Origin of the sequence: Bradyrhizobium sp. HKCCYLRH1034, from assembly GCF_051168375.1 — a bacterium.
In the GTDB taxonomy this organism is placed as follows: Bacteria; Pseudomonadota; Alphaproteobacteria; order Rhizobiales; family Xanthobacteraceae; genus Bradyrhizobium.
Genome location: NZ_JBNPUW010000006.1, coordinates 235,045 through 259,624, shown reverse-complemented (window position 1 = coordinate 259,624; position 24,580 = coordinate 235,045). Strand labels below are relative to the sequence as shown.

Annotated in this window: 19 protein-coding genes; 9 read left to right on the top strand and 10 right to left on the bottom strand. The window is 66.3% G+C overall.

Annotation, left to right across the window (positions count from 1 at the left end):
* Positions 1 to 207: 207 nt before the first annotated feature.
* The 6 genes from ACQR0W_RS16615 to ACQR0W_RS16590 form a co-directional block, all read right to left on the bottom strand.
* Positions 208 to 1,845 (bottom strand): ABC transporter ATP-binding protein, encoded by a 1,638-nt coding sequence (locus ACQR0W_RS16615; protein WP_316169637.1) that lies wholly within the window; start codon positions 1,843 to 1,845, stop codon positions 208 to 210.
* Positions 1,846 to 1,850: 5 nt separating this feature from the next.
* Positions 1,851 to 3,029 carry an ABC transporter permease gene (locus tag ACQR0W_RS16610; RefSeq protein WP_316169525.1) on the bottom strand — a complete coding sequence of 393 codons (1,179 nt, stop codon included), beginning with the start codon at positions 3,027 to 3,029 and terminating at the stop codon, positions 1,851 to 1,853.
* The gene (locus ACQR0W_RS16605; RefSeq protein WP_315713801.1) at positions 3,029 to 4,141 is read right to left on the bottom strand and encodes a microcin C ABC transporter permease YejB; all 1,113 of its coding nucleotides are present in this window, start codon (positions 4,139 to 4,141) and stop codon (positions 3,029 to 3,031) included. Before ACQR0W_RS16605 ends, ACQR0W_RS16610 begins: the two co-directional genes overlap by 1 nt.
* Before the next feature lie 3 nt (positions 4,142 to 4,144).
* Positions 4,145 to 6,022 carry an extracellular solute-binding protein gene (locus ACQR0W_RS16600; protein ID WP_316186657.1) on the bottom strand — a complete coding sequence of 626 codons (1,878 nt, stop codon included), beginning with the start codon at positions 6,020 to 6,022 and terminating at the stop codon, positions 4,145 to 4,147.
* Positions 6,019 to 7,863, bottom strand: a complete 1,845-nt coding sequence (locus ACQR0W_RS16595) for an extracellular solute-binding protein (RefSeq protein ID WP_316169638.1) — start codon at positions 7,861 to 7,863, stop codon at positions 6,019 to 6,021. The genes ACQR0W_RS16600 and ACQR0W_RS16595 overlap by 4 nt, the downstream gene beginning before the upstream one ends.
* Before the next feature lie 376 nt (positions 7,864 to 8,239).
* Complete coding sequence (locus ACQR0W_RS16590; RefSeq protein WP_315825971.1) at positions 8,240 to 8,788, bottom strand: c-type cytochrome; 549 nt, start codon at positions 8,786 to 8,788, stop codon at positions 8,240 to 8,242.
* 240 nt (positions 8,789 to 9,028) lie between these two features.
* On the opposite strand from ACQR0W_RS16590, the gene ACQR0W_RS16585 reads away from it, so the two are divergent.
* Together ACQR0W_RS16585 and ACQR0W_RS16580 are read left to right on the top strand one after the other, a co-directional pair.
* Positions 9,029 to 9,769, top strand: a complete 741-nt coding sequence (locus ACQR0W_RS16585) for a 3-deoxy-manno-octulosonate cytidylyltransferase (RefSeq protein ID WP_316169527.1) — start codon at positions 9,029 to 9,031, stop codon at positions 9,767 to 9,769.
* 21 nt (positions 9,770 to 9,790) lie between these two features.
* The gene (locus ACQR0W_RS16580; protein ID WP_316169528.1) at positions 9,791 to 10,651 is read left to right on the top strand and encodes a prephenate dehydratase; all 861 of its coding nucleotides are present in this window, start codon (positions 9,791 to 9,793) and stop codon (positions 10,649 to 10,651) included.
* Here ACQR0W_RS16580 and ACQR0W_RS16575 read toward each other — a convergent pair.
* The gene (locus tag ACQR0W_RS16575) at positions 10,632 to 11,555 is read right to left on the bottom strand and encodes a LysR family transcriptional regulator (protein WP_316186656.1); all 924 of its coding nucleotides are present in this window, start codon (positions 11,553 to 11,555) and stop codon (positions 10,632 to 10,634) included. The genes ACQR0W_RS16580 and ACQR0W_RS16575 overlap by 20 nt on opposite strands.
* A gap of 100 nt (positions 11,556 to 11,655) precedes the next feature.
* On the opposite strand from ACQR0W_RS16575, the gene ACQR0W_RS16570 reads away from it, so the two are divergent.
* Both ACQR0W_RS16570 and ACQR0W_RS16565 read left to right on the top strand, forming a co-directional pair.
* Positions 11,656 to 12,525: an SDR family oxidoreductase gene (locus ACQR0W_RS16570; protein WP_316169530.1), complete on the top strand. Its 870-nt coding sequence runs from the start codon at positions 11,656 to 11,658 to the stop codon at positions 12,523 to 12,525.
* 78 nt (positions 12,526 to 12,603) lie between these two features.
* A complete protein-coding gene (locus ACQR0W_RS16565; protein ID WP_316169531.1) occupies positions 12,604 to 13,269 on the top strand; it encodes an NAD(P)-dependent oxidoreductase in 666 nt (221 codons plus the stop codon).
* A gap of 384 nt (positions 13,270 to 13,653) precedes the next feature.
* On the opposite strand, the gene ACQR0W_RS16560 is transcribed toward ACQR0W_RS16565, so the two are convergent.
* The gene (locus ACQR0W_RS16560) at positions 13,654 to 14,673 is read right to left on the bottom strand and encodes an LLM class flavin-dependent oxidoreductase (RefSeq protein WP_316169532.1); all 1,020 of its coding nucleotides are present in this window, start codon (positions 14,671 to 14,673) and stop codon (positions 13,654 to 13,656) included.
* Between the two features lie 371 nt (positions 14,674 to 15,044).
* Here ACQR0W_RS16560 and metF point away from each other — a divergent pair, with 371 nt between their 5' ends.
* The 5 genes from metF (at position 15,045) to ACQR0W_RS16535 (ending at position 23,042) form a co-directional block, all read left to right on the top strand.
* Positions 15,045 to 15,962: a methylenetetrahydrofolate reductase [NAD(P)H] gene (gene metF / locus ACQR0W_RS16555; protein ID WP_315713792.1), complete on the top strand. Its 918-nt coding sequence runs from the start codon at positions 15,045 to 15,047 to the stop codon at positions 15,960 to 15,962.
* A complete protein-coding gene (gene metH, locus ACQR0W_RS16550; protein WP_316169533.1) occupies positions 15,962 to 19,828 on the top strand; it encodes a methionine synthase in 3,867 nt (1,288 codons plus the stop codon). The genes metF and metH overlap by 1 nt, the downstream gene beginning before the upstream one ends.
* A gap of 345 nt (positions 19,829 to 20,173) precedes the next feature.
* Entirely contained in the window at positions 20,174 to 21,307 is a 1,134-nt protein-coding gene (locus ACQR0W_RS16545; protein WP_316169534.1) for an ABC transporter permease, read from the top strand.
* Positions 21,304 to 22,023: an ABC transporter ATP-binding protein gene (locus ACQR0W_RS16540; RefSeq protein ID WP_316167376.1), complete on the top strand. Its 720-nt coding sequence runs from the start codon at positions 21,304 to 21,306 to the stop codon at positions 22,021 to 22,023. The genes ACQR0W_RS16545 and ACQR0W_RS16540 overlap by 4 nt, the downstream gene beginning before the upstream one ends.
* Positions 22,020 to 23,042: an HlyD family secretion protein gene (locus tag ACQR0W_RS16535; protein WP_316169535.1), complete on the top strand. Its 1,023-nt coding sequence runs from the start codon at positions 22,020 to 22,022 to the stop codon at positions 23,040 to 23,042. Before ACQR0W_RS16540 ends, ACQR0W_RS16535 begins: the two co-directional genes overlap by 4 nt.
* A gap of 238 nt (positions 23,043 to 23,280) precedes the next feature.
* On the opposite strand, the gene ACQR0W_RS16530 is transcribed toward ACQR0W_RS16535, so the two are convergent.
* Complete coding sequence (locus ACQR0W_RS16530) at positions 23,281 to 23,913, bottom strand: glutathione S-transferase family protein (RefSeq protein ID WP_316169536.1); 633 nt, start codon at positions 23,911 to 23,913, stop codon at positions 23,281 to 23,283.
* A 60-nt stretch (positions 23,914 to 23,973) separates the two neighbouring features.
* Positions 23,974 to 24,567 (bottom strand): GNAT family N-acetyltransferase, encoded by a 594-nt coding sequence (locus ACQR0W_RS16525; protein WP_316169537.1) that lies wholly within the window; start codon positions 24,565 to 24,567, stop codon positions 23,974 to 23,976.
* Positions 24,568 to 24,580 lie beyond the last annotated feature (13 nt).

Sequence of the window (24,580 nt, the reverse complement as noted above, 5' to 3'; positions counted from 1 at the left end):
CGCGGGTGGTCCATCAACAGCGCTTACGATCTAGCGACAAGTGGTTGGTCCGAATCTGGCCCAATTCCGGACCTGCCCATCGGGTCGCCGTAAGTCCGGTTACGCGGCCTGACCGGACGTGACCGCCGGGGGGCCCGAGGGATTCCGCTTCATCGGCGATTTCTGCGGCCATTCCGCAACGAACGTCGGACGAGGAGCGCCCGGTCCCTAGCTCGCCGCCGCGCCGTTCCCCGCGGTCTCGTTCCGGAACGCCGCCGCAAACAGCGCGCGGGTGTAGTCGGTCTTCGGCGCCTTGAACAGCTCCACCGCCGGCCCCTCCTCCACCACCTTGCCGTGGCGCATCACGATCAGGTGGCTGGCGAGTGAGGCGACCACGCGCAGATCATGCGAGATGAACATGTAGGTGAGATCGAGCTTGCGCTGCAGGTCGCGCAGCAGCGCGACCATCTGCGCCTGAAACAGCATGTCGAGCGCCGAGGTCGGCTCGTCCAGCACGACGAAGCTCGGCTCGAGCACGACGGCGCGCGCGACCGAGATGCGCTGGCGCTGGCCGCCGGAGAATTCGTGCGGATAGCGGAAGCGCGTCGCCGGATCGAGCCCGACCTCGTTCAGCGCCTTGATGACCTTGGCCTCCCGCTCCTCTTCGCTGAGCCTGGGCTGATGCACGCTGATGCCCTCGGCGATGATGTCGCCGACCGACATGCGCGGGCTGAGCGAGCCGAACGGATCCTGAAACACGATCTGCATGTCGCGGCGGAACGGCCGGACATCCTTGAAGGACAGGCCCTGGATCTCCTTGCCCAGGAACACGATCGGACCGTCGGAGGAGATCAGCCGCAGCAGCGCCAGGCCCAACGTGGTCTTGCCGGAGCCGGACTCGCCGACGACGCCGAGCGTCTCGCCCTTGCGCACGGCGATGCTGACGCCGTCCACGGCCTTGATGTGGCCGACCGTGGAGCGGAACAGGCCGCGCTTGATCGGAAACCAGACCTTGAGGTCCCTGGCCTGCATCACGACCGGCTGATCGGGCCGCGGCGGCGCCGGGTCCGGCTTCGGCTCGGCCGCGAGCAGCGCCTTGGTGTAGGGATGGGAGGGCGCGGTGAACACCTGCTCCACCGGCCCCTGCTCGACGATCTTGCCACCGTTCATGACGCAGACGCGATCGGCGATGCGCCGGACGATGCCGAGATCGTGGGTGATGAAGAGCAGGCTCATGCCGAGCCGCGCGCGGATGTCGGCGAGCAGCGCCAGGATCTGTGCCTGCACGGTGACGTCGAGCGCGGTGGTCGGCTCGTCGGCGATCAGCAGATCCGGCTCGTTGGCGAGCGCCATCGCGATCATCACGCGCTGGCGCTGGCCGCCGGAGAGCTGATGCGGATAGCTGCCGAGCCGGGTTTCCGGCTCGGGGATGCCGACCTGCGTGAGCAGCTCGAGCACGCGCGCCCGCGCCGCGCCGTTCGAGATCGGTCGATGCAGATGCAGGATCTCGCCGATCTGCCGCTCGATCGTGTGCAGCGGATTGAGCGAGGTCATCGGCTCCTGGAAGATGATGGAGATGTCGCTGCCGCGGATGCCGCGCATCTCGCCCTCCGACAGCGGCAGCAGATCGCGGCCGTTGAAGCGGATGCTGCCCGACGGGTGCGAGGCGACCGGATAGGGCAGCAGCTTCAGCACCGACAGCGCGCTGACCGATTTGCCCGAGCCGGATTCGCCGACGAGGGCAACGCACTCGCCGCGCCTGATGTCGAACGAGACGTGGTCGACGGCGGTCGACACGCGGCCCTGCTGGTGGAAGGTCACCGAGAGATCGCTGACCGAGAGCAGCGGCTGGCTGATCGCATCCATGTCGGTCACCTGAACGTCTTGCGCGGATCGAACGCGTCGCGCACGGCCTCGCCGATGAAGATGAGCAGCGACAGCATGATCGCGACCGAGAAGAAGCCGGTCAGGCCGAGCCACGGCGCCTGCACATTGGCTTTGGCCTGCGACAGCATCTCGCCCAGCGACGGCGAGCCGGGCGGCAGGCCGAAGCCGAGGAAGTCGAGCGCGGTCAACGTCATCACCGAGCTCGACACGATGAAGGGCAGGAAGGTCATGGTCGCGACCATCGCGTTCGGCAGGAGATGCCGCCACATGATGACGGCATTGGAGACGCCGAGCGCGCGCGCGGCCTGGATGTATTCGAAATTGCGGCCGCGCAGGAATTCGGCGCGGACCAGGCCGACCAGCGACACCCAGGAGAACAGCAGCATGATCCCGAGCAGCGTGAAGAAGCCGGGCACCAGCACCGCCGACAGGATCAGGAGCAGATAGAGATAGGGGATCGCGTTCCAGATCTCGATGAAGCGCTGGAACAGGAGATCGACCCAGCCGCCGAAATAGCCCTGCACGCCGCCGGCCGCGATGCCGATGATCGAGGAGAAGAACGTCAGGGACAGGCCGAACAGGACGGAGATGCGGAAACCGTAGATCAGCCGCGCGACGACATCGCGACCCTGGTCATCGGTGCCGAGCCAGTTGTATTCGAGATCCCGGCAGCTCTTCAGCCCCTTTCTCTCGACCACCGCCTTGCACTGCGATTCCTTCAGCATCCAGGTCGGCGGCGACGGCGCGGGCGTCGGCAGGTCGAGATTATGCGTGGCGTAGGAATAGCGGATCAAAGGCCAGATCACCGTACCGCCCTTGTCGGCGATCAGCTTCTGCAAATAGGGATCGCGGTAGTCGGCCGCGGTCTCGAAGTCGCCGCCGAATGCCGTTTCCGGATAGGAGACGAACGCCGGGAAGTAAAGGTGGCCGTCGAACTTGATCAGGAACGGCCGATCGTTGGCGATCAGCTCGGCGAACAGCGAGACGACGAACAGAAACAGGAATAGCCACAGCGACCAGTAGCCGCGGCGGTTGGCCTTGAAGTTCTGCCAGCGGCGCTGGTTGAGTGGCGACGGCCGGAAACGATGCCGCGTCGGCGGCACGGCCTCGCCGAGCGGGGCCTGCGCCGTGGTCTCGACCGGAGGGGGGGCTGTGATCGTCATCAGACCTCCCGTGCCTCGAAGTCGATCCGCGGATCGATCCACATGTAGGTCAGATCCGAGACCAGGTTGATGGCGAGGCCGAGCAGCGAAAAGATGAAGAGATTGCCGAACACAACGGGATAATCACGATTCAGAATGCTCTCGAACGAGAGCAGGCCGAGCCCATCCAGCGAGAAGATGGTCTCGATCAGCAGCGAGCCGGAAAAGAACGCGTGGATGAAGGTGCCCGGAAAGCCGGCGATCACGATCAGCATGGCGTTACGGAAGACGTGGCCGTACAGCACCTGGTTCTCGCTGCAGCCCTTGGCGCGCGCGGTCATGACATATTGCTTGCGGATCTCGTCGAGAAACGAGTTCTTGGTCAGCAAGGTCATGGTCGCGAAGGCGCCGAGCGCCATCGACACCAGCGGCAAAGTGAGATGCCAGAAATAGTCGATGATCTTCCAGTACCACGGGAAGTCCGACCAGCCATCCGAGGTCAGCCCGCGCAGCGGGAAGATGTTGAGGAACGAGCCGCCAGCGAGCAGGATGATCAGCAGGATCGCGAACAGGAAGCCCGGAATGGCGTAGCCGACGATGATCACGGCCGAGGTCCAGACGTCGAAGCGCGAGCCATCCTGCACCGCCTTGCGGATCCCCAGCGGAATCGAGATCAAATAGGTCAGCAAGGTCATCCAGATGCCGAGCGACATCGACACCGGCAGCTTCTCCTTGATGAGCTGCAGCACTGACGTGTCGCGGAAATAGCTCTTGCCGAAATCGAAGCGCGCGAAGTTCCAGACCATCAGCGCGAACCGCTCCGGCGCCGGCTTGTCGAAGCCGAACTGCTTTTCGAGCTGCTTGATGAAGGCGGGATCGAGCCCCTGCGCGCCGCGGTATTTCGAGTTCAGCTCGCTGCCGGATCCCACCTGTCCCGGCGGCCGCGCGCCGAAATCCGAACCGCTGCCGCCTGAAATCCGCGAGGTCCCGCCGGTGTCGGCGCCGGTCAATTGCGCGATGACGCGCTCCACCGGACCGCCCGGCGCGAACTGCACCACGACGAAGGAGATGAAGAGAATCCCGAGCAGGGTCGGGAGCATCAGCAAGATGCGACGGGCAATATAGGCAGCCATGAACTACTTCGCCTGCTCCAGCTTTGCGGCCTTGGCGGCATCGTACCACCAGATGTCGGGGGCGCCGACGCCCGAGGCGTATTTCGGCGGCTTCGGCGGATGGTCGAACTGATCCCAATAGGCGATCGGGTGGGTCTGGCGATACCATTGCGGTATCCAGTAGTGGCCGGCGCGGAACACGCGGTCGAGCGCCCGGCAGGCCAAGGTCAGCTCGCTGCGCGTCTCCGCGGCGATGGCCTTGGCGACCAGCGCGTCGAGCGCGGGATTGCTGATCCCGGCGAGATTGTAGGAGCCCTTGGTCTTTGCCGTGTCCGAGGTGAAGTAAGCCCGGAGGCCGTCGCCGGGGGTCGGCGACATCGACATCCGCTGAATGGCGATGTCGAAGTCGAAGTCCTCGACCCGCGCGCGATATTGCACGGCGTCGACGATCCGCAGATCGGCGTCGATGCCGAGCGTCTGCAGGTTCTTGATCAGCGTGCCGTGGTGCGGCTTGAACGAGACCTCGTCGATCAGGAACTCGATCGCGAACACCTCGCCGGACGGCAGCAGCCGCTTGCCGTCCTTGACCGGCAGGCCGGCCTGCTGCAGCAGTTGCGTCGCCTTGCGCAGCAGCGCGCGATCCTGGCCGGAGCCGTCCGAGACCGGCGGCACGAACGGCTCGCCGAACACATCGTCGGGCACCTGGCCGCGGAACGGCTCGAGCAGCTTCAGCTCCTCGGGCGAGGGCGGCCCGACCGCGACCATGTCCGAGTTCTGGAACGGCGACACCGTGCGCGCATAGGCGCCGTACATGATGGTCTTGTTGGTCCACTCGAAGTCGAACGCGTAGGTCAACGCCTGGCGGACGCGGGGATCCTTGAACTTGTCGCGGCGGGTGTTGATGAACCAGCCCTGCCCGCCGGACGGCGTCTCGTCCGGCAAGAGCTCGCGCTTGACGCGGCCGTCCTTGATCGCCGGGAAGTCGTAGCGCGTCGCCCAGATGCGCGCGGTGAACTCCTCGCGGAACAGATAGCTCTTGGCCGTGAAGCCCTCGAAGGCGACGTCGCGGTCACGATAGAACTCGTAGCGCACGATGTCGAAATTATACATGCCGCGGCTGACCGGCAGATCGGCCGCCCACCAGTCCTTGACACGCTCGAACTCGACGTAGCGGTTGATCTCGTATTTGCCGACCTTGTACGGCCCCGAGCCGAGCGGCACGTCGAGCGGACCCTCGTCGAACGCGCGGTTGGCGTACCAGGCCTTGGAGAAGATCGGCAGGGTCACGACATAGAGCGGCACGTCGCGCGCGCGCTTCTCGACGAAGCTCACCACGACGGTCGCATCGTCGATCGCCTCGGCCTTCACGAAGTCGCGCAGCTGAACAACGATCAGTGGATGGCCCTTCTCCTTCAGCGTGTTCAGCGAGAAGGCGACGTCTTGCGCGGTGATCCTGCTGCCGTCATGGAAGCGCGCCTCGGGCCGCAAGGTGAAGCGGTAGGCCAGCTTGTCCGCGGAGATCGCCACGGATTTCGCGACCAGCCCGTACACCGCGTCCGGCTCGTCGCTCGCGCGCACCATCAGGGTCGCGAACGTCATGTCCATGCCCTGCGCGCCCTCACCTTTCAGGACGTAGGCATTGAACGAGTTGAAGGTCTGATAGGACTGGTTATAGGCGCGCACCGAGGGGATCAGCGAGAACATCCCGCCCTTCGGAGCGTCGATATTGACGTAATCGAAATGATGGAAGTCGGCTGGATATTTCAGGTCGCCGAAGGCCGACGTGCCGTGCGACTCGGGGCCGAACTCCGCGGCCACGGCCGGCGTCAGCAGCGGATAGCTGAGCGCGCCGAACCCAAGCCCGAGCACGCCGCGGCGCGACAGATGCGGGAGCCGGCTCAAGAGCGCTTCACCTTGGCGGCCTTGTCGGCATCGTACCACCACAGATTCGGCCAGCCGGACCGCGCATATTTCGGGAACGGCGTGAAATGGCTGAAGCGGTCCCAGCGCGCGCTGCGCGCAAACGGGTAGGTGAACTGGGGGACGACGTAGAAATTCCACAGCAGAACCCGGTCGAGCGCATGCGTCGCCGCTTCGAGGGAGGCACGATCCTTGGCGTAGATGATCTTCTCGATCAGCGCGTCCACAGCGGGGTTCTTGATGCCGATCGTGTTCTTCGAGCCGGACTCGTCGGCGGCCTTGGAACCCCAGAAATCGCGCTGCTCGTTGCCGGGCGACAGCGACTGCCCCCAGACATCGATGATCATGTCGTAGTCGAAGGTGCGCACCCGGTTCTCATACTGGACGTTGTCGACCTGGCGTACCGTGACAGCGACGCCGAGGCGCTCCAGCGACGGCTTGTAGAACAGCACGATACGCTCGGAGGACGGGTCCTGGACCAAGAGTTCGACCGTGACCGGCTTGCCGGCGGGATCGACGAGCTTGCGGTCCTTGATCTCGAAGCCTGCGTCCTTCAGCAGCCTGGTGGCCTCGCGCAGATTGGCGCGAACGTTCTCGGGATTGCCGCCCACCGGGGCCTGGTAGACCGTGGTGAACACGTCCGGCGGCACCTTGTCGCGCAGCTCCTCGAGGATCTGCAGCTCCTGGCCCTGCGGCAGCCCGGAACAGGCCAGATCCGTGCCTTCGAAATAGCTGTTGATCCGCTTATACTGGCCGTAGAACAGCTGCTTGTTCATCTCCTCGAAATCGAAGGCGTAGTTGAAGGCACGCCGCAGCCGCGCGTCCTGGAATTGCGGACGCCGCAGGTTGAAGGCGAAGCCCTGCATGCGGCCGGAATCGCTGATCGGGAATTCGTCCTTGACCACACGCTTGTCGTTGATGGCCGGGAAGTCGTAGGCCGTCGCCCATTGCTTGGCGGAATTCTCGTTGATCCAGTCGGCCTGATCGGCCTTGAAGGCCTCGAGGGCGACGATGTTGTCGCGGAAATATTCGAACTGCAGCTCGTCGAAATTGTTCTGGCCGATCTGGACCGGCAGGTTGGCGCCCCAGTAGTCCTTGACGCGCTCCATCTTGATCGAGCGGCCGGGCACGAACTCCTTGATGCGATACGGGCTCGACCCGAGCGGCGGCTCCAAAGTCGTCGCAGTGACGTCGCGCTTGCGGCCCTGCGCGTCGGTGCCTTCCCACCAGTGCTTGGGCAGAACCAGCAGCTCACCGACGATGTGCGGCAGCTCGCGATTGCCCGGACCATCGAAGGTGAACTTGACCTCGAGGTCGCCGGTCTTCTCGGCCTTCACGACATGGCGGTAGTAGGAGGAGTAGTGCGGGCTGTTCTTCTTGAGCACGTCAAGCGAGAAGATGACGTCCTCGGGCGTCACCGGCTTGCCGTCGTTCCAGCGCGCTTCCTTGCGCAGCCGGTAGATGACCCAGGAGTAGTCGTCCGAATAGGCCGCCGACTCGGCGAGGAGGCCGTATTCGGTCGACACCTCGTCCTGCGAGCGCGTCATCAGGGTCTCGTAGACCAGCCCCGCCGCGGACGCGATGTTGCCCTTCACATACATCACGACGATGTTGAAATTGTCGAAGGTGCCGAGCGAGATCATCCGCGCTGTGCCGCCCTTGGGCGCGTCGGGATGGACGTAGTCGAAGCGCTTGAAGTCCGCCGGGTACTTGATCTCGCCGAACAGCGACAGGCCGTGGCGCCAGACCAGTTGCTCACCTGCCTGCGCCTGCGCGGCGTCGAGCGGGGCAAGGCTGGCGGCGGTGCCGAGCGCCGGGGTCATCGCAGCGAAGACGCTGCTCTGCAGGAGCTGTCGTCGGGTAATCGTCAAATGAGACTTCCTCTGAATAAGACCGCTTGAAGCAGGTGGTCGGCCGTGGCCGCTGCTGCTCCCAGATCCAACGTTCGATCGTAACCCAATTCGCAAGGGCAGGTTTCGCCGGCCTCAGCCAGGGTACTCCGGCCCCGCGAACCCGTTCCATTCAGGGGACCAATATACGGCAAGGTTTCGACCAATAACCTTGCTTTTTCCTCATGATACCGGGTTGTGAACGAGGTGGATGCGACCAAAGGTCCCAAATGCGGCGAATTTCGTCCCGCAAAGCAAAACGGCCGGGCTTGAGGCCCGGCCGTCGGAAATTGGGGGGTTTAGCAGCCGATCACTTGGCTGCGGTCGGCAGCGGCGCCGGATTGTCCGACAGCGAGTTCAGGTAGGCCAGCACGTCGGCGCGCTCCGAGTCCTTCTGGATGCCGGCAAAGCCCATCGCGGTGCCCGGGATGTAGCCCTTCGGATTGGCGATGAAGTGGTTGAGATCCTCGATCGTCCAGGTGCCGCCCTTGGCCTTCATCGCGGCCGAGAAGTTGAAGCCGCGGCCTTCGCCGATCTTGTCGCCGACGATGCCGTAGAGGTTGGGGCCGACGGCATTCTTGCCGCCCTTGTCGAAGGTGTGGCAGGCCGCGCATTTCTTGGCGGCGGCAGCGCCCTTCTCGACCGAGGCGGTCTGCAGCAGCTTCTCGATCGGCTCGGCCGCGGCCGGCGCAGCGGCTTCCTTGCCTGCGCCCTGGGCCTCCTTCACGGCGATCTCGAACCCCGGTTTCTCCGGCATTTTCGGCGCGAAGATCGCGCCAGCGGAGAAGCTCGTGACCAGCACGACCAGACAGGCGGCCAGAACGGCGCCGAGGATTTTGTTCAGTTCGAAGGAGTCCATTTTGGAATCAGGCTCCGAGGGCGGATTTCATTGCTTGGGAGGCCGCGGGGCCGCGACCGTGAATCGCCCCAGGATTCGTCAAGGCATCGAGCGGAATCGAGCCGTCGCGCCTCCCCCTGCGGCAGAAGTGAGATATCGGTTTGCCCGTGCTCTGGCAACCCGTATAAGCGGGCCGCCCCTGCTGTCCCCATCCAGTCCGGCCCGCGCTGTTGCGACCGGCTCCGACCTGCCGTTTCCCGGATGACCAAGTCCAAAATCCTCGTGCTGATCCCTGCCCGCATGGCCTCGACCCGCCTGCCCGGCAAGCCGCTGCTCGATATCGCCGGCCAGCCGATGATCGTGCAGGTGCTCCGGCGCGCGCAGGAGGCCGCGATCGGCCGCGTGGCCGTGGCAACCGACACGCTGGAGATCGCGAACGCCGTGACGGCGGCGGGTGGCGAGGTGGTGATGACCAAGCCCGATCATCCCTCCGGGTCGGACCGCATCTACGAAGCCATGTGCAAGCTCGACCCTGCCCGCGAGGCCGAGATCGTGGTCAATCTGCAGGGCGATTTCCCGACCATCGACCCGCAGAACATCAGCGACGTGCTGCCGCCGCTGGACGATCCCGCCGTCGACATCGCGACCCTTGCCGCGCAGATCCATACCGAGGAGGAGAGCCTCAATCCGAACGTCGTCAAGGCGGTCGGCTCGCCTCTCGGCGGCCGGCGCATGCGCGCGTTGTATTTCACCCGGGCCACGGCGCCGTATGGCGACGGACCGAGGTACCATCACATCGGGCTTTACGCCTACCGCCGGGCGGCGCTGGAGCGCTTCGTCAGCCTGCCGCCGTCGCCGCTGGAGCAACAGGAAAAGCTGGAACAGCTGCGGGCGCTGGAAGCCGGCATGCGCATCGACGTGATAGTCGTCGACGCCGTGCCCCGCGGCGTCGACACCCCCGCCGACCTCGAAACCGCACGCCGGCTGCTGTCCAAGTCTTAAGCTGCTGCTACAAGGCCCCTCATGAGCAAGATCTTGAAAATCGCATTCCAGGGCGAGCCGGGAGCCAATTCCCACATCGCCATTTCCGAGGCCTATCCGACCGCCGAGGCCATGCCGTGCGCGACCTTCGAGGACGCGCTGAGCGCGATCTCCTCCGGCGAGGCTGACCTGGGCATGATCCCGATCGAGAATTCGGTCGCCGGCCGCGTCGCCGACATCCATCACCTGCTGCCGGCCTCCGGCCTCTACATCATTGGCGAGTGGTTCCTGCCGGTCCGCCACCAGCTGATGGCGCTGAAGGGCACCAGGCTCGCCGACATCAAGACGGTCGAGAGCCACGTCCATGCGCTCGGCCAGTGCCGCCGCATCATCCGCCAGCTCGGCGTCCGGCCGATCGTCGCCGGTGACACCGCGGGCAGCGCCCGGGACGTCTCCCAGCGCGGCGACAGGAGCGTCGCGGCGATCGCCTCGCGCCTCGCCGCCGAGATCTACGGCCTCGACATCCTCGCCGAGGACATCGAGGACGAGGCCCACAACACCACCCGCTTCGTCGTGCTGGCGCGCCAGGAGCAATGGGCCGAGCAGAACTCCGGGCCGCTGGTCACGAGCTTCGTGTTCCGCGTCCGCAACCTGCCGGCTGCGCTGTACAAGGCGCTCGGCGGATTCGCGACCAACGGCGTCAACATGACCAAGCTCGAGAGCTACATGGTCGACGGCAATTTCTTCGCCACGCAATTCTACGCCGACGTCGATGGCCATCCCGACGACAAGGGGCTGGCCTTCGCCCTGGAGGAATTGAAGTTCTTCTCGCGCGAACTGCGCATCGTCGGCGTCTATCCGGCGCATCCGTTCCGCGCGACCTTCAGCGAGCGGATGGAATGATCGGACCGTCATCCCGCGGCTCCACATAGGCCGCCAGCTCGGCCGGCGTTCCCACCGGGAATGCCTGCTTCAGATGGTCGAGAAAGGCGGAGACGCGCGCGCTCAACAGCCGCCGCGACGGATACAGCGCCCACAGCGCAACCGCTGGCGCGTCCAAATCGCCCCAATGCGCCAGCCGGCCAGCCGCCAGATCGTGGCTGACGAGCGAGAGCGGCAGGCATGCGGCACCGACGCCGGCACGGACCGCATCGCGCACCATGATCAGCGATGACAACCGCAGGATCGGATCGATCGCGATGCGCGACGATCCCGTTGCAGCCAAGACGTCCCACGCTGCGATCTGCTCGGTGCTACGAACAACCGCAGGAACGAGCGCGCCGTCCGCCGGCCGCGTCAGGCTTGGGCTGGCCACGACCACCAGTCGATCGCGCAGGAAGATGCGGCCGACAAGGCTCTCATCGGGATCGGGATTGACCCGGATCACCAGGTCATAGCCCTCCTCGACCATGTCGACGGCGCGGTCGTCGGTCGTCACCTCGAGCCGGACCTCCGGATATCTGAGCGCGAACGTAGCGGCGAGCTTGCCCATCGCGGTCTGCGAGAACAGCAGCGGCGCGCTGATCCGCAACCGGCCGCGCGGCTGGTCGCCGCCTGAGGCTATCGCACCGACGGTCTCGTCGAGCTCGGTCAGCAGCGCGCCCGTGCGCTCGAACAGCGCCCGCCCTTCCTCGGTCAGCTTCAGTGTGCGCCCGCCGCGCTCGATCAGCCTGATGTCCAGGCTCGCTTCGAGCTCTGCGACGCGGCGGGACAGCGTTGCCTTGGGACGACCGCTGGCGCGGGCGGCCCGGCCGAAGCCGCCATGGCGGGCGACGAGCGTGAAATCGGAGAGCGCAAGCAGATCCATCTGTTCTGCCAATGAGACGACATGTCCAAATATAGCGCCTATTGGCTCGCATGTGGATCGATATCTTCCGGGTGTCTCAACACCAACCCGGAGTGATCCCATGACCATCCTCGTGACCGGTGCCACTGGAACCGTCGGCCGTCGCGTCGTCGAACAACTCGTCAGGCGCGGGGCCGATGTCCGCGCCCTCGTCCGCGATCCTGGCAAGGCCAACCTTCCGGCGGGCGTTCAGATCGCCCAAGGCGACCTGCTCGACGTCGATTCGCTGCGCGGCGCGTTCTCGGGCGTCTCGACCCTGTTCCTGCTCAACGCCGTCACGCCTGATGAATTCACTCAGGCGCTGATCGCGCTCAATCTGGTCCGCGAGGCCGGCATCGAGCGCATCGTCTATCTCTCGGTGATCCACAGCGACGTCTACGTCAACGTGCCGCACTTCGCCGGCAAGTTCGCCGTCGAGCGGATGATCGAGCAGTTGAGCCTGAACGCCACCATCCTGCGCCCCGCCTACTTCATGAACAACGATCTCGCGATCAAGGACGTCGTGCTCGACTACGGCGTCTACCCGATGCCGATCGGAGCCAAGGGCCTCGCGATGATCGACGTCAGCGACATCGGCGAGATCGCAGCGATCGAGCTGATCCGCCGCGAGCAGTCAGCCGTGCCGCTGCCGCTCGATCGCATCAACCTGGTCGGTCCGGACACGCTGACCGGCGCTGATGCCGCTGCGATCTGGTCTGACGTGCTGGGCCGCACGATCGCCTATGGCGGCGACAACACCGCGCAGTTCGAGACCAACCTCCGGCAGGTCATGCCGAGCTGGATGGCGTTCGACATGCGACTGATGGCCGAGCGCTTCCTGACCGACGGCATGGTGCCGGACGAGGGCGACGTCGCGCGCCTCACCACGCTGCTGGGCCGGCCGCTGCGCTCGTACCGCGACTTTGTCGCCGAGATCTCGGCCACGGCCTGAAGCCGAGCCGCTCATCATCCCCCGAAACCGAATTGCGCGGCGCGCTTCCGCGAATGCGCCCCCTCCATGGAGATCATCATGACCAGTCAAGATAGCAATGTCACCACACCCAAGTCTAACATCCTCGTGCTTGGCGCCACCGGCGGCACCGGACGGCTGATCGTGCGCGACGCGCTGGCGCGCGGCCATCACGTCACCGCGCTGGTGCGCTCGCCCGACAAGGCCGGGGACCTGCAAGGCGCGCAACTGATCGTCGGCGATGCGCGCGACGAAGCCACGCTTCGCAAGGCGCTCAAGGGACAGGATGTCGTCATCAGTTCCTTGGGCACCTCGCTCAGCCCGTTTCGCGAGGTCACCACGCTCTCGACATCGACGCGGGCGCTCGTCAAGGCGATGGAGGCCGAGAATGTTGCGCGCCTTGTCGCCATCACCGGGATCGGCGCAGGCGACAGCCGGGGACATGGCGGCTTCGTCTACGACCGGCTGATCCTGCCGCTGCTGCTGCGCAACGTCTATGCCGACAAGAACCGGCAGGAGGCGATCATCCGCGATAGCGGGCTCGACTGGGTCATCGTCCGTCCCGCCATGCTCAACGACAAGCCGGGCGGCCAGACGGTCCGCGCGCTGACGGACCTCACAGGTTTTCACGGCGGCACGATCGCGCGGGCCGATGTCGCGCGCTTCGCGGTGGACCAGGTGAGCGACGACAGCTTCCTGCGCCGCTCTCCGCTGATCACATGGTGAGACCGGCACGGCGCGCTTCGAAGTCCCGATCGCGCCATTGTTCGCCTCAACTCTCTGCACGAACTCCGTTCGTCCAAGTGGGGGCTAGTTCGAGCACACATCTTCGCGGCGACGGGATTTTACCTCGCCCCGCTTGCGGGGAGAGGTCGGATTGCATCGAAAGATGCAATCCGGGTGAGGGGGGCTCTCCGCGAATGCGGTGCTCGAGGAGAGCCCCCCTCACCCCAACCCTCTCCCCGCAAGCGGGGCGAGGGAGCCCACCGTCCGTGCCTTGAAGTGACTGGATCCGACTTCGAGATGCGTGCTCACGCTAGCCCCGTCGGGGAGAGCTGAATCTTGATGCTGCACGATCCAGAACTCATCGGCTGCTGGGTTCGTGCGGGACTACGCCGCCGCCTTCCGCTCCAGGCCGAAGGCGTCGGCAAGCAGGCTGTAGGAGCGCTTGCGGGCGTCGTGGTCGAAGGTCGCCGTGATCACCATCAGCTCGTCGGCCTGGCTTGCCGCGATCATCGGATCGAGCTTGGCCCGCACCGTCGCCGGGCTGCCCACGAACAGCCGCGAGCGGTTGCGTGCGATCGAGGCGCGGTCGGCGTCTGTATACATGTACGCCGCGGCCTCCTCGGGGCTCGGCAGCGGCAGGAACTGGCCGCGGTCGCGCCTGAGGCGGTTGAGGTCCATCGACGACGCCAGCCGCTCCGCCTCGGCGTCGGTCTCGGCCGTCACCACCGCGACCGCCAGGATCGCATGCGGCTGTGTCCGCCAGCGCGACGGCGTGAAATGGGCGCGGTAGGTTCGCATCGCGTCGACGGCGTCGTGGCTGGCGAAATGATGTGCGAAGCCGAACCCCATGCCGAGCTGCGCCGACAGCTCGCTGGAATAGTCGCTGGAGCCGAGCAGCCAGATCGGCGGCAATGGCGCGTCGTCGGGCATGGCGATGACGTTGTTGTAAGGATGATCGGCAGGGAACTCGCGGGTCTCCCACAGCATCAGCTCATGCAGCCGCTCCAGGAAGTCGTCGCCCTCGCGGCGGTCGAGCCGGCTGCGCAGCGCATAGGCCGTGGTGCCGTCGGTGCCCGGCGCGCGGCCCAGGCCGAGATCGATCCGGCCGGGAAACAGTGCCTCCAGCATCTTGAAGCGCTCCGCGACCACCAGCGGCGCATGGTTGGGCAGCATGACGCCGCCGGAGCCGACGCGGATGTGCTGCGTCGCTGCCGCGATCTGCCCAATCATGATGTCGGGCGACGGGCTCGCCACCGACGGCAGGCTGTGGTGCTCAGCCAGCCAATAGCGGACGTAGCCGAGCTGATCGACATGGCGGGCCAGATCGATGCTGTTGCGCAGTGCCGCCGAGGCAGGCGTGGCGGTGGTCGTGACGGAGAGGTCGAGCACTGAAAGCGGGATCATGGCTTCAACCTAATGACTGCGCGGCGTGCCACAATGGGCCAACCGCGGCGGAGCCCTGCTGGAAATGCAGGGATCGACATCATCCCGAGTTGGGACACGGACATTGTATACAACATCGCCATCGAGACGTCCCACACTCGATCTCGATCAAATCCGTTCACCCACAGCCAGCACACATTGAAACATCAACATTTTATCTGCCCATCACACAATCGATGACAGCGGACAAAAGTCATCAAAATACATACAAGTGGGCGAAATCCCATTTAGGGTGGGCTGTCTATTGCGACGCACTTCCCTTATCTTCCCACATCCAAAGAGCGATCCCCTCTTGAGTTGAAATTTACGCGCCACCGGGAACCTGCGCTGCCATGACCGACCTCGCCACCGCCATCGCCGACGGCCACTCCGCAATCATCCGGCCGAAGATCTCGTTCGAGTTCTTCCCGCCGAAGACCGAGGAGATGGACCGGACGCTGTGGGCCTCGATCGAGCGCCTCGCCCCTCTGGAGCCGAGCTTCGTCTCGGTGACCTACGGCGCGGGCGGCTCGACGCGCGAGCGCACCCACGCCACGATCGCGCGCATCCTGAAGGAGACCGCGCTGCTGCCGGCGGCGCATCTCACCTGCGTCGGCGCTTCGCGCCACGAGATCGACGAGGTCGTCGACCGCTATCACGAGGTCGGCGTCCGCCACATCGTGGCGCTTCGCGGCGATCCGCCCGGCGGCATCGGCACGCCCTACTACACCCATGCCGAGGGCTATCAGAGCTCGCCCGAGCTGATCGCCGGCATCAAGAAGCGCCATCCCGATATCGAGGTCTCGGTCTCCGCCTATCCGGAGAAGCACCCCGAGAGCCGCGACTTCGACGCCGACATCGACATGCTCGAGGCCAAGGTCGACGCCGGCGCCACCCGCGCCATCACCCAGGTGTTCTTCGACAACGATCTCTACTTCCGCTACCTCGACCGTGTCCGCGCCCGCGGCATCACGATCCCGATCGTGCCCGGCATCATGCCGATGCACAATTTCAAGCAGGCGCGTGGCTTCGTGACCCGCGCCGGCACGACGGTGCCGGACTGGCTGGCCGAAAAATTCGACGGTCTCGACGACGATCCCGAGACCCGCAAGCTGGTCGCGGCGACCGTCGCCGCAGGCCAGGTGCAAAAGCTCGCCAAGCATGGCGTCGACACCTTCCATTTCTACACCATGAACCGCGCCGACCTCGTGTTCGCGATCAGCCATCTGCTCGGCATCCGTCCGAAGTCCGCCAACAAGGCTGCCGCCTGATGTCCACCCCTGTATCTCCAGCGCGTGCCGCCTTCCTTGCCGCTGCAGCCAAGCGAATCCTGATCCTCGACGGCGCCATGGGCACGATGATCCAGGCGCTGCAGCTCGACGAGGCCGCCTTCCGCAGCGAGCGGTTCAAGGACTTCCATCGCGACCTCCGCGGCAACAACGACCTGCTGATCCTGACGCAGCCCGACGCCATCGAGGACATCCACGCGCAATATCTGCGCGCCGGGGCCGACATCGTCGCCACCAACACCTTCTCGGCAACCTCGATCGCGCAGGCCGATTACGACCTCTCCGACATCATCTACGAGCTGAACCGCGAGGGCGCCCGGCTCGCCCGCAATGCCGCGACCCGCGTTGCGGCCGAGGACGGCAAACAGCGCTTCGTCGCCGGCGCAATGGGCCCGACCAACCGCACCGCCTCGATCTCGCCCGACGTCTCCAACCCCGGCTACCGCGCCGTGACCTTCGACGACCTCCGGCTCGCCTATGGCGAGCAGGCGCGCGGGCTCCTGGACGGCGGCGCCGACATCCTGCTGCTCGAGACCATCTTCGACACGCTCAATGCCAAGGCGGCGCTGTACGCCATCGCCGAGCTCTGCGAGGAGCGCGGCATCGACGTGCCCGTGATGATCTCGGGCACCATCACCGACAAGTCCGGCCGCCTGCTCTCGGGCCAGATGCCGGAGGCGTTCTGGAATTCGGTCCGCCACGCGAAACCGCTGACCATCGGCTTCAACTGTGCGCTCGGCGCCGAGGATCTGCGCGCCCATGTCGCCGACATCGGCCGCGTCGCCGACGCGCTGGTGTGCGCCTATCCCAATGCCGGCCTGCCCAACGAGTTCGGCCAGTATGACGAGACGCCGGCCTACATGGCGCGACTGATCGGCGAATTTGCGCGGGACGGCCTCGTCAACATCGTCGGCGGCTGCTGCGGCACCACGCCCGAACATATCGCGGCGATCGCCGCCGCCGTCGCCCCGCACAAGCCTCGCGCCGTGCCGGAGATCGCGCCGCGGCTGCGGCTGTCGGGCCTCGAGCCGTTCGAACTCACGCCCGCGATTCCGTTCGTCAATGTCGGCGAGCGCACCAACGTCACGGGCTCGGCCAAATTCCGCAAGCTGATCACCGCCGGCGATTACACCGCGGCGCTGCAGGTCGCGCGCGACCAGGTCGAGAACGGCGCCCAGGTCATCGACGTCAACATGGACGAGGGCCTGCTGGATTCGGAAGCCGCGATGCGGACCTTCCTCAACCTCGTCGCCGCCGAGCCGGACATCGCCCGCGTTCCCGTGATGGTCGATTCCTCGAAATTCCACGTCATCGAGGCCGGCCTGAAATGCGTGCAGGGCAAGCCGGTGGTGAACTCGATCTCGCTCAAGGAAGGCGAGGAGAAGTTCATTCACGAAGCGAAGATCGCGCGTCGCCACGGCGCCGCCGTGGTCGTGATGGCGTTCGACGAGACCGGCCAGGCCGACACCTACAAGCGCAAGACCGAGATCTGCGCCCGCGCCTACAAGATCCTGGTCGAGCAGATCGGCTTTCCGCCTGAGGACATCATCTTCGATCCCAACATCTTCGCCATCGCGACCGGACTTGAGGAACACAACAATTACGGCGTCGACTTCATCGACGCGACACGCTGGATCCGGCAGAACCTGCCGCATGCGCATGTCTCGGGCGGCGTCTCCAATCTCTCCTTCTCGTTCCGCGGCAACGAGCCGGTGCGCGAAGCCATGCATTCGGTGTTCCTGTATCACGCCATCAAGGCGGGCATGGACATGGGCATCGTCAATGCCGGTCAGATGATCGTCTATGACGACATCGATCCGGAGCTGCGCCAGGTGTGCGAAGACGTCGTGCTCAACCGCGACCCCGGCGCCTCGGAGCGGCTGCTGGCGCTGGCCGAGAAATTCCGCGGCCAGGGCAAGCAGACCAAGGAGGCCGATCTCGCCTGGCGCGAATGGCCGGTCGACAAGCGGCTGAGCCACGCGCTGGTGCATGGGATCACCGAGTTCATCGAGCAGGACACCGAAGAGGCGCGCGCCGCGTCGACGCGGCCGCTCGACGTCATCGAAGGCCCGCTGATGGCCGGCATGAACGTGGTCGGCGACCTCTTCGGCGACGGCAAGATGTTCCTGCCGCAGGTCGTGAAGTCCGCGCGCGTGATGAAGCAGGCGGTGGCCTATCTGATGCCGTTCATGGAGGCGGAGAAGGCTGCCAACAAGGGCCGGGCCAACGAGCGCTCCAACGCCGGCAAGATCGTGCTCGCCACCGTCAAGGGCGACGTCCACGACATCGGCAAGAACATCGTCGGCATCGTGCTCCAGTGCAACAATTTCGAGGTCATCGACCTCGGTGTCATGGTGCCCGCGGCCAGGATCATCGAGACGGCCAAGGCCGAGAACGCCGACATCATCGGTCTCTCCGGCCTGATCACGCCCTCGCTCGACGAGATGGCGTATCTCGCCTCGGAGATGGAGCGCCAGGGTCTCAACGTGCCGCTCCTGATCGGTGGCGCGACGACGAGCCGTGTCCATACTGCGGTCAAGATCGATCCGAACTACCAGAATGGCCCGGTCGTTCACGTCAACGACGCCAGCCGCGCCGTCGGCGTCGCCTCCTCACTGCTGTCGCCGGAGCGCAAGGATACCTACGCCACGGAGGTTCGCAGCGAGTATCAGAAGATCGCCGCTGCGCATCTGCGCGGCCAGGCCGACAAGAAGCGGCTGAAGCTCGCGGACGCCCGCGCCAACGCGCCGAAGATCGACTTCGCCAAGGCGAAGCCGGTCAAGCCGACCTTCCTCGGCACCAAGACGTTCGTCGACTACGACCTCGCCGAGCTTGTGCCCTATATCGACTGGACGCCGTTCTTCCAGACCTGGGAGCTCGCCGGCCGTTTCCCTGGCATCCTCGACGACGCCAAGGTCGGCGAGGCCGCGCGCGCGCTGTATGACGACGCGCTGAAGATGCTCAAGCGCATCGTCGACGAGAAGTGGTTCACGGCGCGCGCCGCGATCGGCTTCTGGCCGGCAAATGCGGCCGGCGACGACATCGTGCTCTATGCCGACGAGGGCCGCACCAAGCAGATCGCGACGCTGCACACGCTGCGCCAGCAGCTCGAGAAGCGCGAGGGTCGCTTCAACACCGCACTCTCCGACTTCATCGCGCCTGTGGGTTCCGGCGTGCCGGACTATGTCGGCGGCTTCGTCGTCACGACAGGCCTCGGCGAGGATGCCGTCGCCGACCGCTTCAAGAACGCCAATGACGACTATTCCTCGATCCTGGTGAAGGCGCTGGCCGACCGCCTCGCCGAGGCGTTCGCCGAGCGCCTGCATGCCCGCGTCCGCCGCGAGTTCTGGGCCTACGCTCCGGACGAGGCGCTCTCGCCGGACGATCTGATCCTGGAGAAGTATCACGGCATCCGTCCCGCGCCCGGCTATCCGGCGCAGCCCGACCACACCGAGAAGGCGACCTTGTTCGAACTGCTCGACGCCGAGAAGAATGCCGGCGTGCGGCTGACCGAGAGCTTTGCGATGTGGCCGGGCTCGTCGGTGTCGGGCCTCTATTTTGCCTCGCCGGAGAGCTTCTATTTCGGCGTCGGCAAGATCGAGCGCGACCAGGTCGAGGACTACGCCGCGCGCAAGGGCATGACCGTCGCCGAAGTCGAGCGCTGGCTGGCGCCGATCCTGAACTACATTCCGGCAAGGGGCGGCCAGCAGGCGGACGCGGCAGCGCGCGCCGTCGCTTCGCCCGCTCCGGCCAACGACGCCGCCCCCGCCGAGCTCGCGAGCCATCCGGTGGGCTGCACCTGTGCCGTTCATCTCGCCTGGCGCAAGAAGGCGGTCGGCGCGAAGTAGCCGGCGCGGTCGCCCCATCCACAGCTGTCGTCCCCGCGAACGCGGGGACCCATACCGCGTGATCTACCCGTCGTCCGCGGTGGCTGATATCGCGCAAAACGACATCTCCCTGTGGTTATGGGTCCCTGCGCCGCGTGCGCAATTGCGCACTAGGCAGGGACGACAGCGGTTATGACGCCCCCTGCTCGGCTCACACGCTGCACTTGGACGCCCCTCCTCCGTGTCCCCCGCGCCACGGCCGCCGCGAATGACAAAGCGCCACAGCCGGCGCCATGCGATGCAGCGTGGACTTATCCCCGCTAACCGGCTGAAATGCCGCCGGGGCCTCCGGGTGGTTTTTCGTTCATGTCGTTGCAGTTCAGGCTTGCGTCCCGAAACCTGTTCCATGACAGGCTTCGATTCATTGCCACCATCATCGGCATCATCTTCTCGATCGTGCTGGTGACCGTGCAGATGGGCCTCTATGTCGGCTTCCGCCGGATGGTCACGACCATGATCGACCATTCCCCGGCCGAGCTGTGGATCATGCCGGTCGGCACCAAATGTTTCGAGGACCCCTCGCTGCTCGACGAGCGGCAGCGGTTCCGCGCGCTGGCGGTTCCCGGAGTGGCGGAGGCGACGCCGCTGGTGATCGGCTATGCGCAATGGCGGCTGCCGCAGGGCACCACGACGCCGGTCTTCGTGGTCGGCTCGGAACTGCGCGGGCTCGGGCTGCATCCCTGGAACGTGGTGGAGGGACGGCTGGACGACCTGTCCGTGCCGGGCGCGGTCGCCATCGACCAGACCTATTTCGAGCGGCTCGGCATCGGCGGCGCCGGCCAGGCTGCGGAGCTCCGCGACCAGAAGGTGCAGGTGATGGCTGTCACCAAAGGCATCCGCTCGTTCACGACAACGCCTTACGTGTTCACCGACGTCGACCGCGCCCGCGCCTATACCGGCATCGCCTCGAACAAGGCGTCCTATCTGGTGGTCAAGCTGGCGGCCGAGGCCGACCTCTGGACCGTGCAGCGGGCGCTGCGCGACAGCCTGTCCAATGTCGACGTGCTGACCGCAGCCGAGTTCGCGAGCCGCAGCCGCTCGTTCTGGCTGTTCGGCACCGGCGCGGGTGCCGCGCTGTTCGCCGGCGCCCTGCTCGGCCTCATCGTCGGCACCGTGATCGTGGCGCAGACGCTCTATTCCAGCACCAAGGATCACATCAACGAGTTCGCGACCCTGCGCGCGATCGGCTCGTCCAGCCGCTACATCTACACCGTCATCATCTGGCAGGCGCTGCTCAGCGCCATCGTCGGCTTCGCCGGCGCTGCGGCGATCGGCAGGATCGTGGCGGCCGCGACCGCGGAATCGGCGCTGCCGGTCATCATGACCCCGACGCTGACGGTCGCGCTGTTCGTGCTGACGGTGACGATGTGCGTCGGCTCGGCGATCGCGGCGATCCTCAAGGTCATGCGCATTGACCCGACCCTGGTGTTCTCGCGATGACCGACACCGTGCTCGAGGCCACCGATCTCGTGCATCACCTCGGCCAGGGGGCCGGCCGGGTGCAGGCGCTGAAGGGCGTGAGCCTGTCGTTGAAGGGCGGCGAGCTGGCGCTGCTGATGGGCCCCTCAGGCAGCGGCAAGACGACGCTGTTGTCGATCCTGGGCTGCCTGATGACGCCGGATGGCGGTGCCGTGCGGGTTGCCAACCAGCCGGTCGCGGGGCTCGATCCCGAGGCGCTGGCGAAGCTGCGCCGCGAGCGCATCGGCTTCATCTTCCAGTCCTATCATCTGTTTCCGACGTTGAACGCCGAGGACAATGTGCGGCTCGCGCTCGACGTGCGCGGCGAACGCGCGCGGGCCACGAAACTGGCGGCGCGCGAGGTGCTCGAGCGGGTCGGCCTCGGCCCGAAGAAGCGGTCGTTCCCGCGCCAGCTCTCGGGCGGCGAGCAGCAGCGCGTCGCGATCGCCCGCGCCATCGTCGGCAAGGCGCAGGTCATTCTCGCCGACGAGCCGACCGGCGCACTCGATACCGCAAACGGTCAGGCGATCATGACCCTGCTCGCCGATATCGCCAAGGATCCGTCGCGCGCGGTGCTGGTGGTGACGCACGATCCGCGCATCCTGCCGTTTGCCAATCGCGTCATTCACATCGAGGACGGCCGCATCGTCCGCGAGGAGAGCGGCGGCGAGTCCATGAAGAAAGTCTCGCACGCATGATATCGGGAATTCCAGAACGCGCTCACCTGCTCGGGCTCGTCGCCGCGGCTGCATTGGCTATCATCGTCACGCCGACCTCGATTCCACCGACGGCGCGTGCCGCCAATGCCCAGGAGGAACGCTGGCTGGCCGTGGCACCCGGCCGGGTCGAGCCGGCATCCGGCCTGATCAAGCTCGGCGCGCCGGTGGTTGGGCTGATCCAGGAGGTGCTGGTCAGGCCAAACGAGACCGTGTTCGCCGGCCAGGCCCTGGTGCGGCTCAGCGATGGCGAAGCTCGCGCGCAGCTCGCCAGCGCCGAGGCGCAGGTCGCGATGCGCAAGCGCGTGCGCAACAAGGAGTCGACGCCGTCTGGCGCGGGTCCCCGGCGCCGCGCCGAAGACGGCCTCGCCGATGCGCAGGCGGCGGTGTTCGACGCGCGGGCTGCGCTCGACAAGGCCGTGACCGAGCGGCGCGCCGGGCGCGGCGCCGATGCCGATGTCGACACCGCACGCACGCAATTGACAGCCGCGCAGGCGAAGCTGGAGCAGCAGGCCGACGAGCTGCGCAAGGTCACCGCTGATGCGCCACTGCCGATCAGCGCCGAGGGCCAGCTCAACGTCGCCCGCAGCGAACTGCAGGGCGCCCGCGCCACGTTGGAAAAGCTCACCATCCGCGCGCCGCTCGACGGCACGGTGCTACAGGTCAATGCGCGCACCGGCGAGATCGCTTCGCCGCAGACGACGCCACCGCTGGTGCTGCTCGGCGATACGTCCTCGCTGCGCGTGCGCGCCGAGCTCGACCAGCGCGACCTCGACAAGATCAAGGTCGGCCAGCAGGCGGTGGTCCGCTCCGACGCCTTCCGCGGCCGCGACGTCGCCGGCAAGGTCGCCGCCATCGCCCCGCTGGTCGAGAGCAGCCGCACTGCTGCGCTCAGCCAGCGCAACATGACCGACGTCGACGTGGTGGAAGTGCTGGTCGATCTCGCCGAGCCGGGCCCGTTCGCGGTGGGTATGAAGGTGGACGTGTATTTCAAGCCGTGAGGGGCGCGCCGCTCGGCCCACGCCTCTTGCGCTGCTGCCCACCCTCCCCTGGAGGGGGAAGGTCGCTCGCACGCGCAGCGGGCGAGCGGGGTGGGGCGAAGCCACGAGCACTGCTGCTGATGGAGAGATCACCCCACCCCGCCTCACGTTTCGCTTCGCTCATCGTGAGGCGCCCCTCCCCTCCAGGGGAGGGTGAGCACCGAGCAAGCGGCACGGTCTGGCGTCTCGATGGACTCCATCAATCCCCGCTCGGAGGGGCCAGCGGCTGGACGATCTCCTGGAATGGCGGCAGCGCCTCGCACCTTGCGGCGTGGGCCGCCAGCGCCGGATAGCGCGCGGCGTCGAACAGATGCGGATGCGCCTCGCGTGTGAAGCGCAGCGCGCAGGCGACGGCGATGTCGGCGTGGCCGATGTTGTCGCCATACCAATAGGCGCTCGTCGCATCTGCGCGCTCGGCCTCCAGCATTGCCAGCACGCCGGAGATCTGGGCCTCGCAGCGCGCGACCCACAGCGCGAGGCGGTCCTTGCGCAGCACGCGCTCGTAGATCAGGCTGACGGCCTTGTCGCCGAGACCGGTCGCGAGCGCGATCGTATGCAGCTGCCTGCGGCGCAGCGCGCCGCTCCGCGCCAGCATCGCGCGCTCGGGCCCGACGGTCTCGTCGAGATGATCGAGGATCGCCACCGAGTCGATCAGCGCCTCGCCGTCATCCAGCACCAGCACCGGCACGCGCAGCAGCGGATTGTACGGCGCGATCTTGTCGGCATCGCCGAAGGTCGACCAGGGCTTGTGCTCGAACGGCACGCCGTAGAGCTTGAGCGCGATCGCGGTGCGGCGGACGAAAGGCGAGTCGTATTGGCCGATCAGGAACATCGGTTATCCTCCTGTGCGGCGCATTGAAGCGCCGTTCGGCGCCGTTGTCAGCTCCGATGTTCAGGCCAACAGCGGCACATGCGCTGCGACGTCGCGCGGCAGCGTGCCGTCGAGGCGCGGGTCGGGGGCGATCTCGATCTGGCGGCGATAGGGGCGGAAGCCGGAGCGCTGGTAGAAGACGAGCGCGCGGGGATGATCGAAGCTGCAGGTGTGGACCCAGAGCCGCGTCAGCGGCTGCGCCCAGGCGCGGCGCAGCGCGTGGTTCATCAGCAGCCGTCCGGCGCCGGTGCCGATCAGCTTCGACGTGACGCCGAACAGCACCAGCTCGCAATCGGTCTTCTTGCGGAAGTCGAGCTCCAGCAGGGCTTCATCACCGCCGCCATGCGCCAAGGTGTAGATCTCGACTCCGTCAGCGCGAATCGTCTTGGCAAGCTCCGCATCGCTCATCCGCGTGCGCTGCGACCACAGCCACTCCCAGCCGACGCGGGCATAGAGGTCGCGGTACCAAGCGAGATCGGGCTGCGCGACGCGGCGAATGCTCCAGTCGCCGACCGGATCGGGCGGCAGCACTGGCGGTGCCAGCATTTCCAGCGAGGTCACCACGGCCGCGACCTTGCCGGGCGGGACGTCGACATATCCGTCGGGAATGGTCACTCAAGACGACCTG

Bases quoted from the DNA above. Each gene is read 5' to 3' on its own strand.
- ACQR0W_RS16570 (WP_316169530.1), top strand. From the start codon at position 11,656: ATGACCATCCTCGTGACCGGTGCCACTGGAACCGTCGGCCGTCGCGTC.
- ACQR0W_RS16540 (WP_316167376.1), top strand. From the start codon at position 21,304: ATGACCGACACCGTGCTCGAGGCCACCGATCTCGTGCATCACCTCGGC.
- ACQR0W_RS16565 (WP_316169531.1), top strand. From the start codon at position 12,604: ATGACCAGTCAAGATAGCAATGTCACCACACCCAAGTCTAACATCCTC.
- metH (WP_316169533.1), top strand. From the start codon at position 15,962: ATGTCCACCCCTGTATCTCCAGCGCGTGCCGCCTTCCTTGCCGCTGCA.
- ACQR0W_RS16575 (WP_316186656.1), bottom strand. From the start codon at position 11,555: ATGGATCTGCTTGCGCTCTCCGATTTCACGCTCGTCGCCCGCCATGGC.
- ACQR0W_RS16605 (WP_315713801.1), bottom strand. From the start codon at position 4,141: ATGGCTGCCTATATTGCCCGTCGCATCTTGCTGATGCTCCCGACCCTG.
- ACQR0W_RS16535 (WP_316169535.1), top strand. From the start codon at position 22,020: ATGATATCGGGAATTCCAGAACGCGCTCACCTGCTCGGGCTCGTCGCC.
- ACQR0W_RS16580 (WP_316169528.1), top strand. From the start codon at position 9,791: ATGAGCAAGATCTTGAAAATCGCATTCCAGGGCGAGCCGGGAGCCAAT.
- ACQR0W_RS16610 (WP_316169525.1), bottom strand. From the start codon at position 3,029: ATGACGATCACAGCCCCCCCTCCGGTCGAGACCACGGCGCAGGCCCCG.
- ACQR0W_RS16560 (WP_316169532.1), bottom strand. From the start codon at position 14,673: ATGATCCCGCTTTCAGTGCTCGACCTCTCCGTCACGACCACCGCCACG.
- ACQR0W_RS16585 (WP_316169527.1), top strand. From the start codon at position 9,029: ATGACCAAGTCCAAAATCCTCGTGCTGATCCCTGCCCGCATGGCCTCG.
- ACQR0W_RS16530 (WP_316169536.1), bottom strand. From the start codon at position 23,913: ATGTTCCTGATCGGCCAATACGACTCGCCTTTCGTCCGCCGCACCGCG.
- ACQR0W_RS16590 (WP_315825971.1), bottom strand. From the start codon at position 8,788: ATGGACTCCTTCGAACTGAACAAAATCCTCGGCGCCGTTCTGGCCGCC.
- ACQR0W_RS16615 (WP_316169637.1), bottom strand. From the start codon at position 1,845: ATGGATGCGATCAGCCAGCCGCTGCTCTCGGTCAGCGATCTCTCGGTG.
- ACQR0W_RS16595 (WP_316169638.1), bottom strand. From the start codon at position 7,863: ATGACCCCGGCGCTCGGCACCGCCGCCAGCCTTGCCCCGCTCGACGCC.
- metF (WP_315713792.1), top strand. From the start codon at position 15,045: ATGACCGACCTCGCCACCGCCATCGCCGACGGCCACTCCGCAATCATC.
- ACQR0W_RS16545 (WP_316169534.1), top strand. From the start codon at position 20,174: ATGTCGTTGCAGTTCAGGCTTGCGTCCCGAAACCTGTTCCATGACAGG.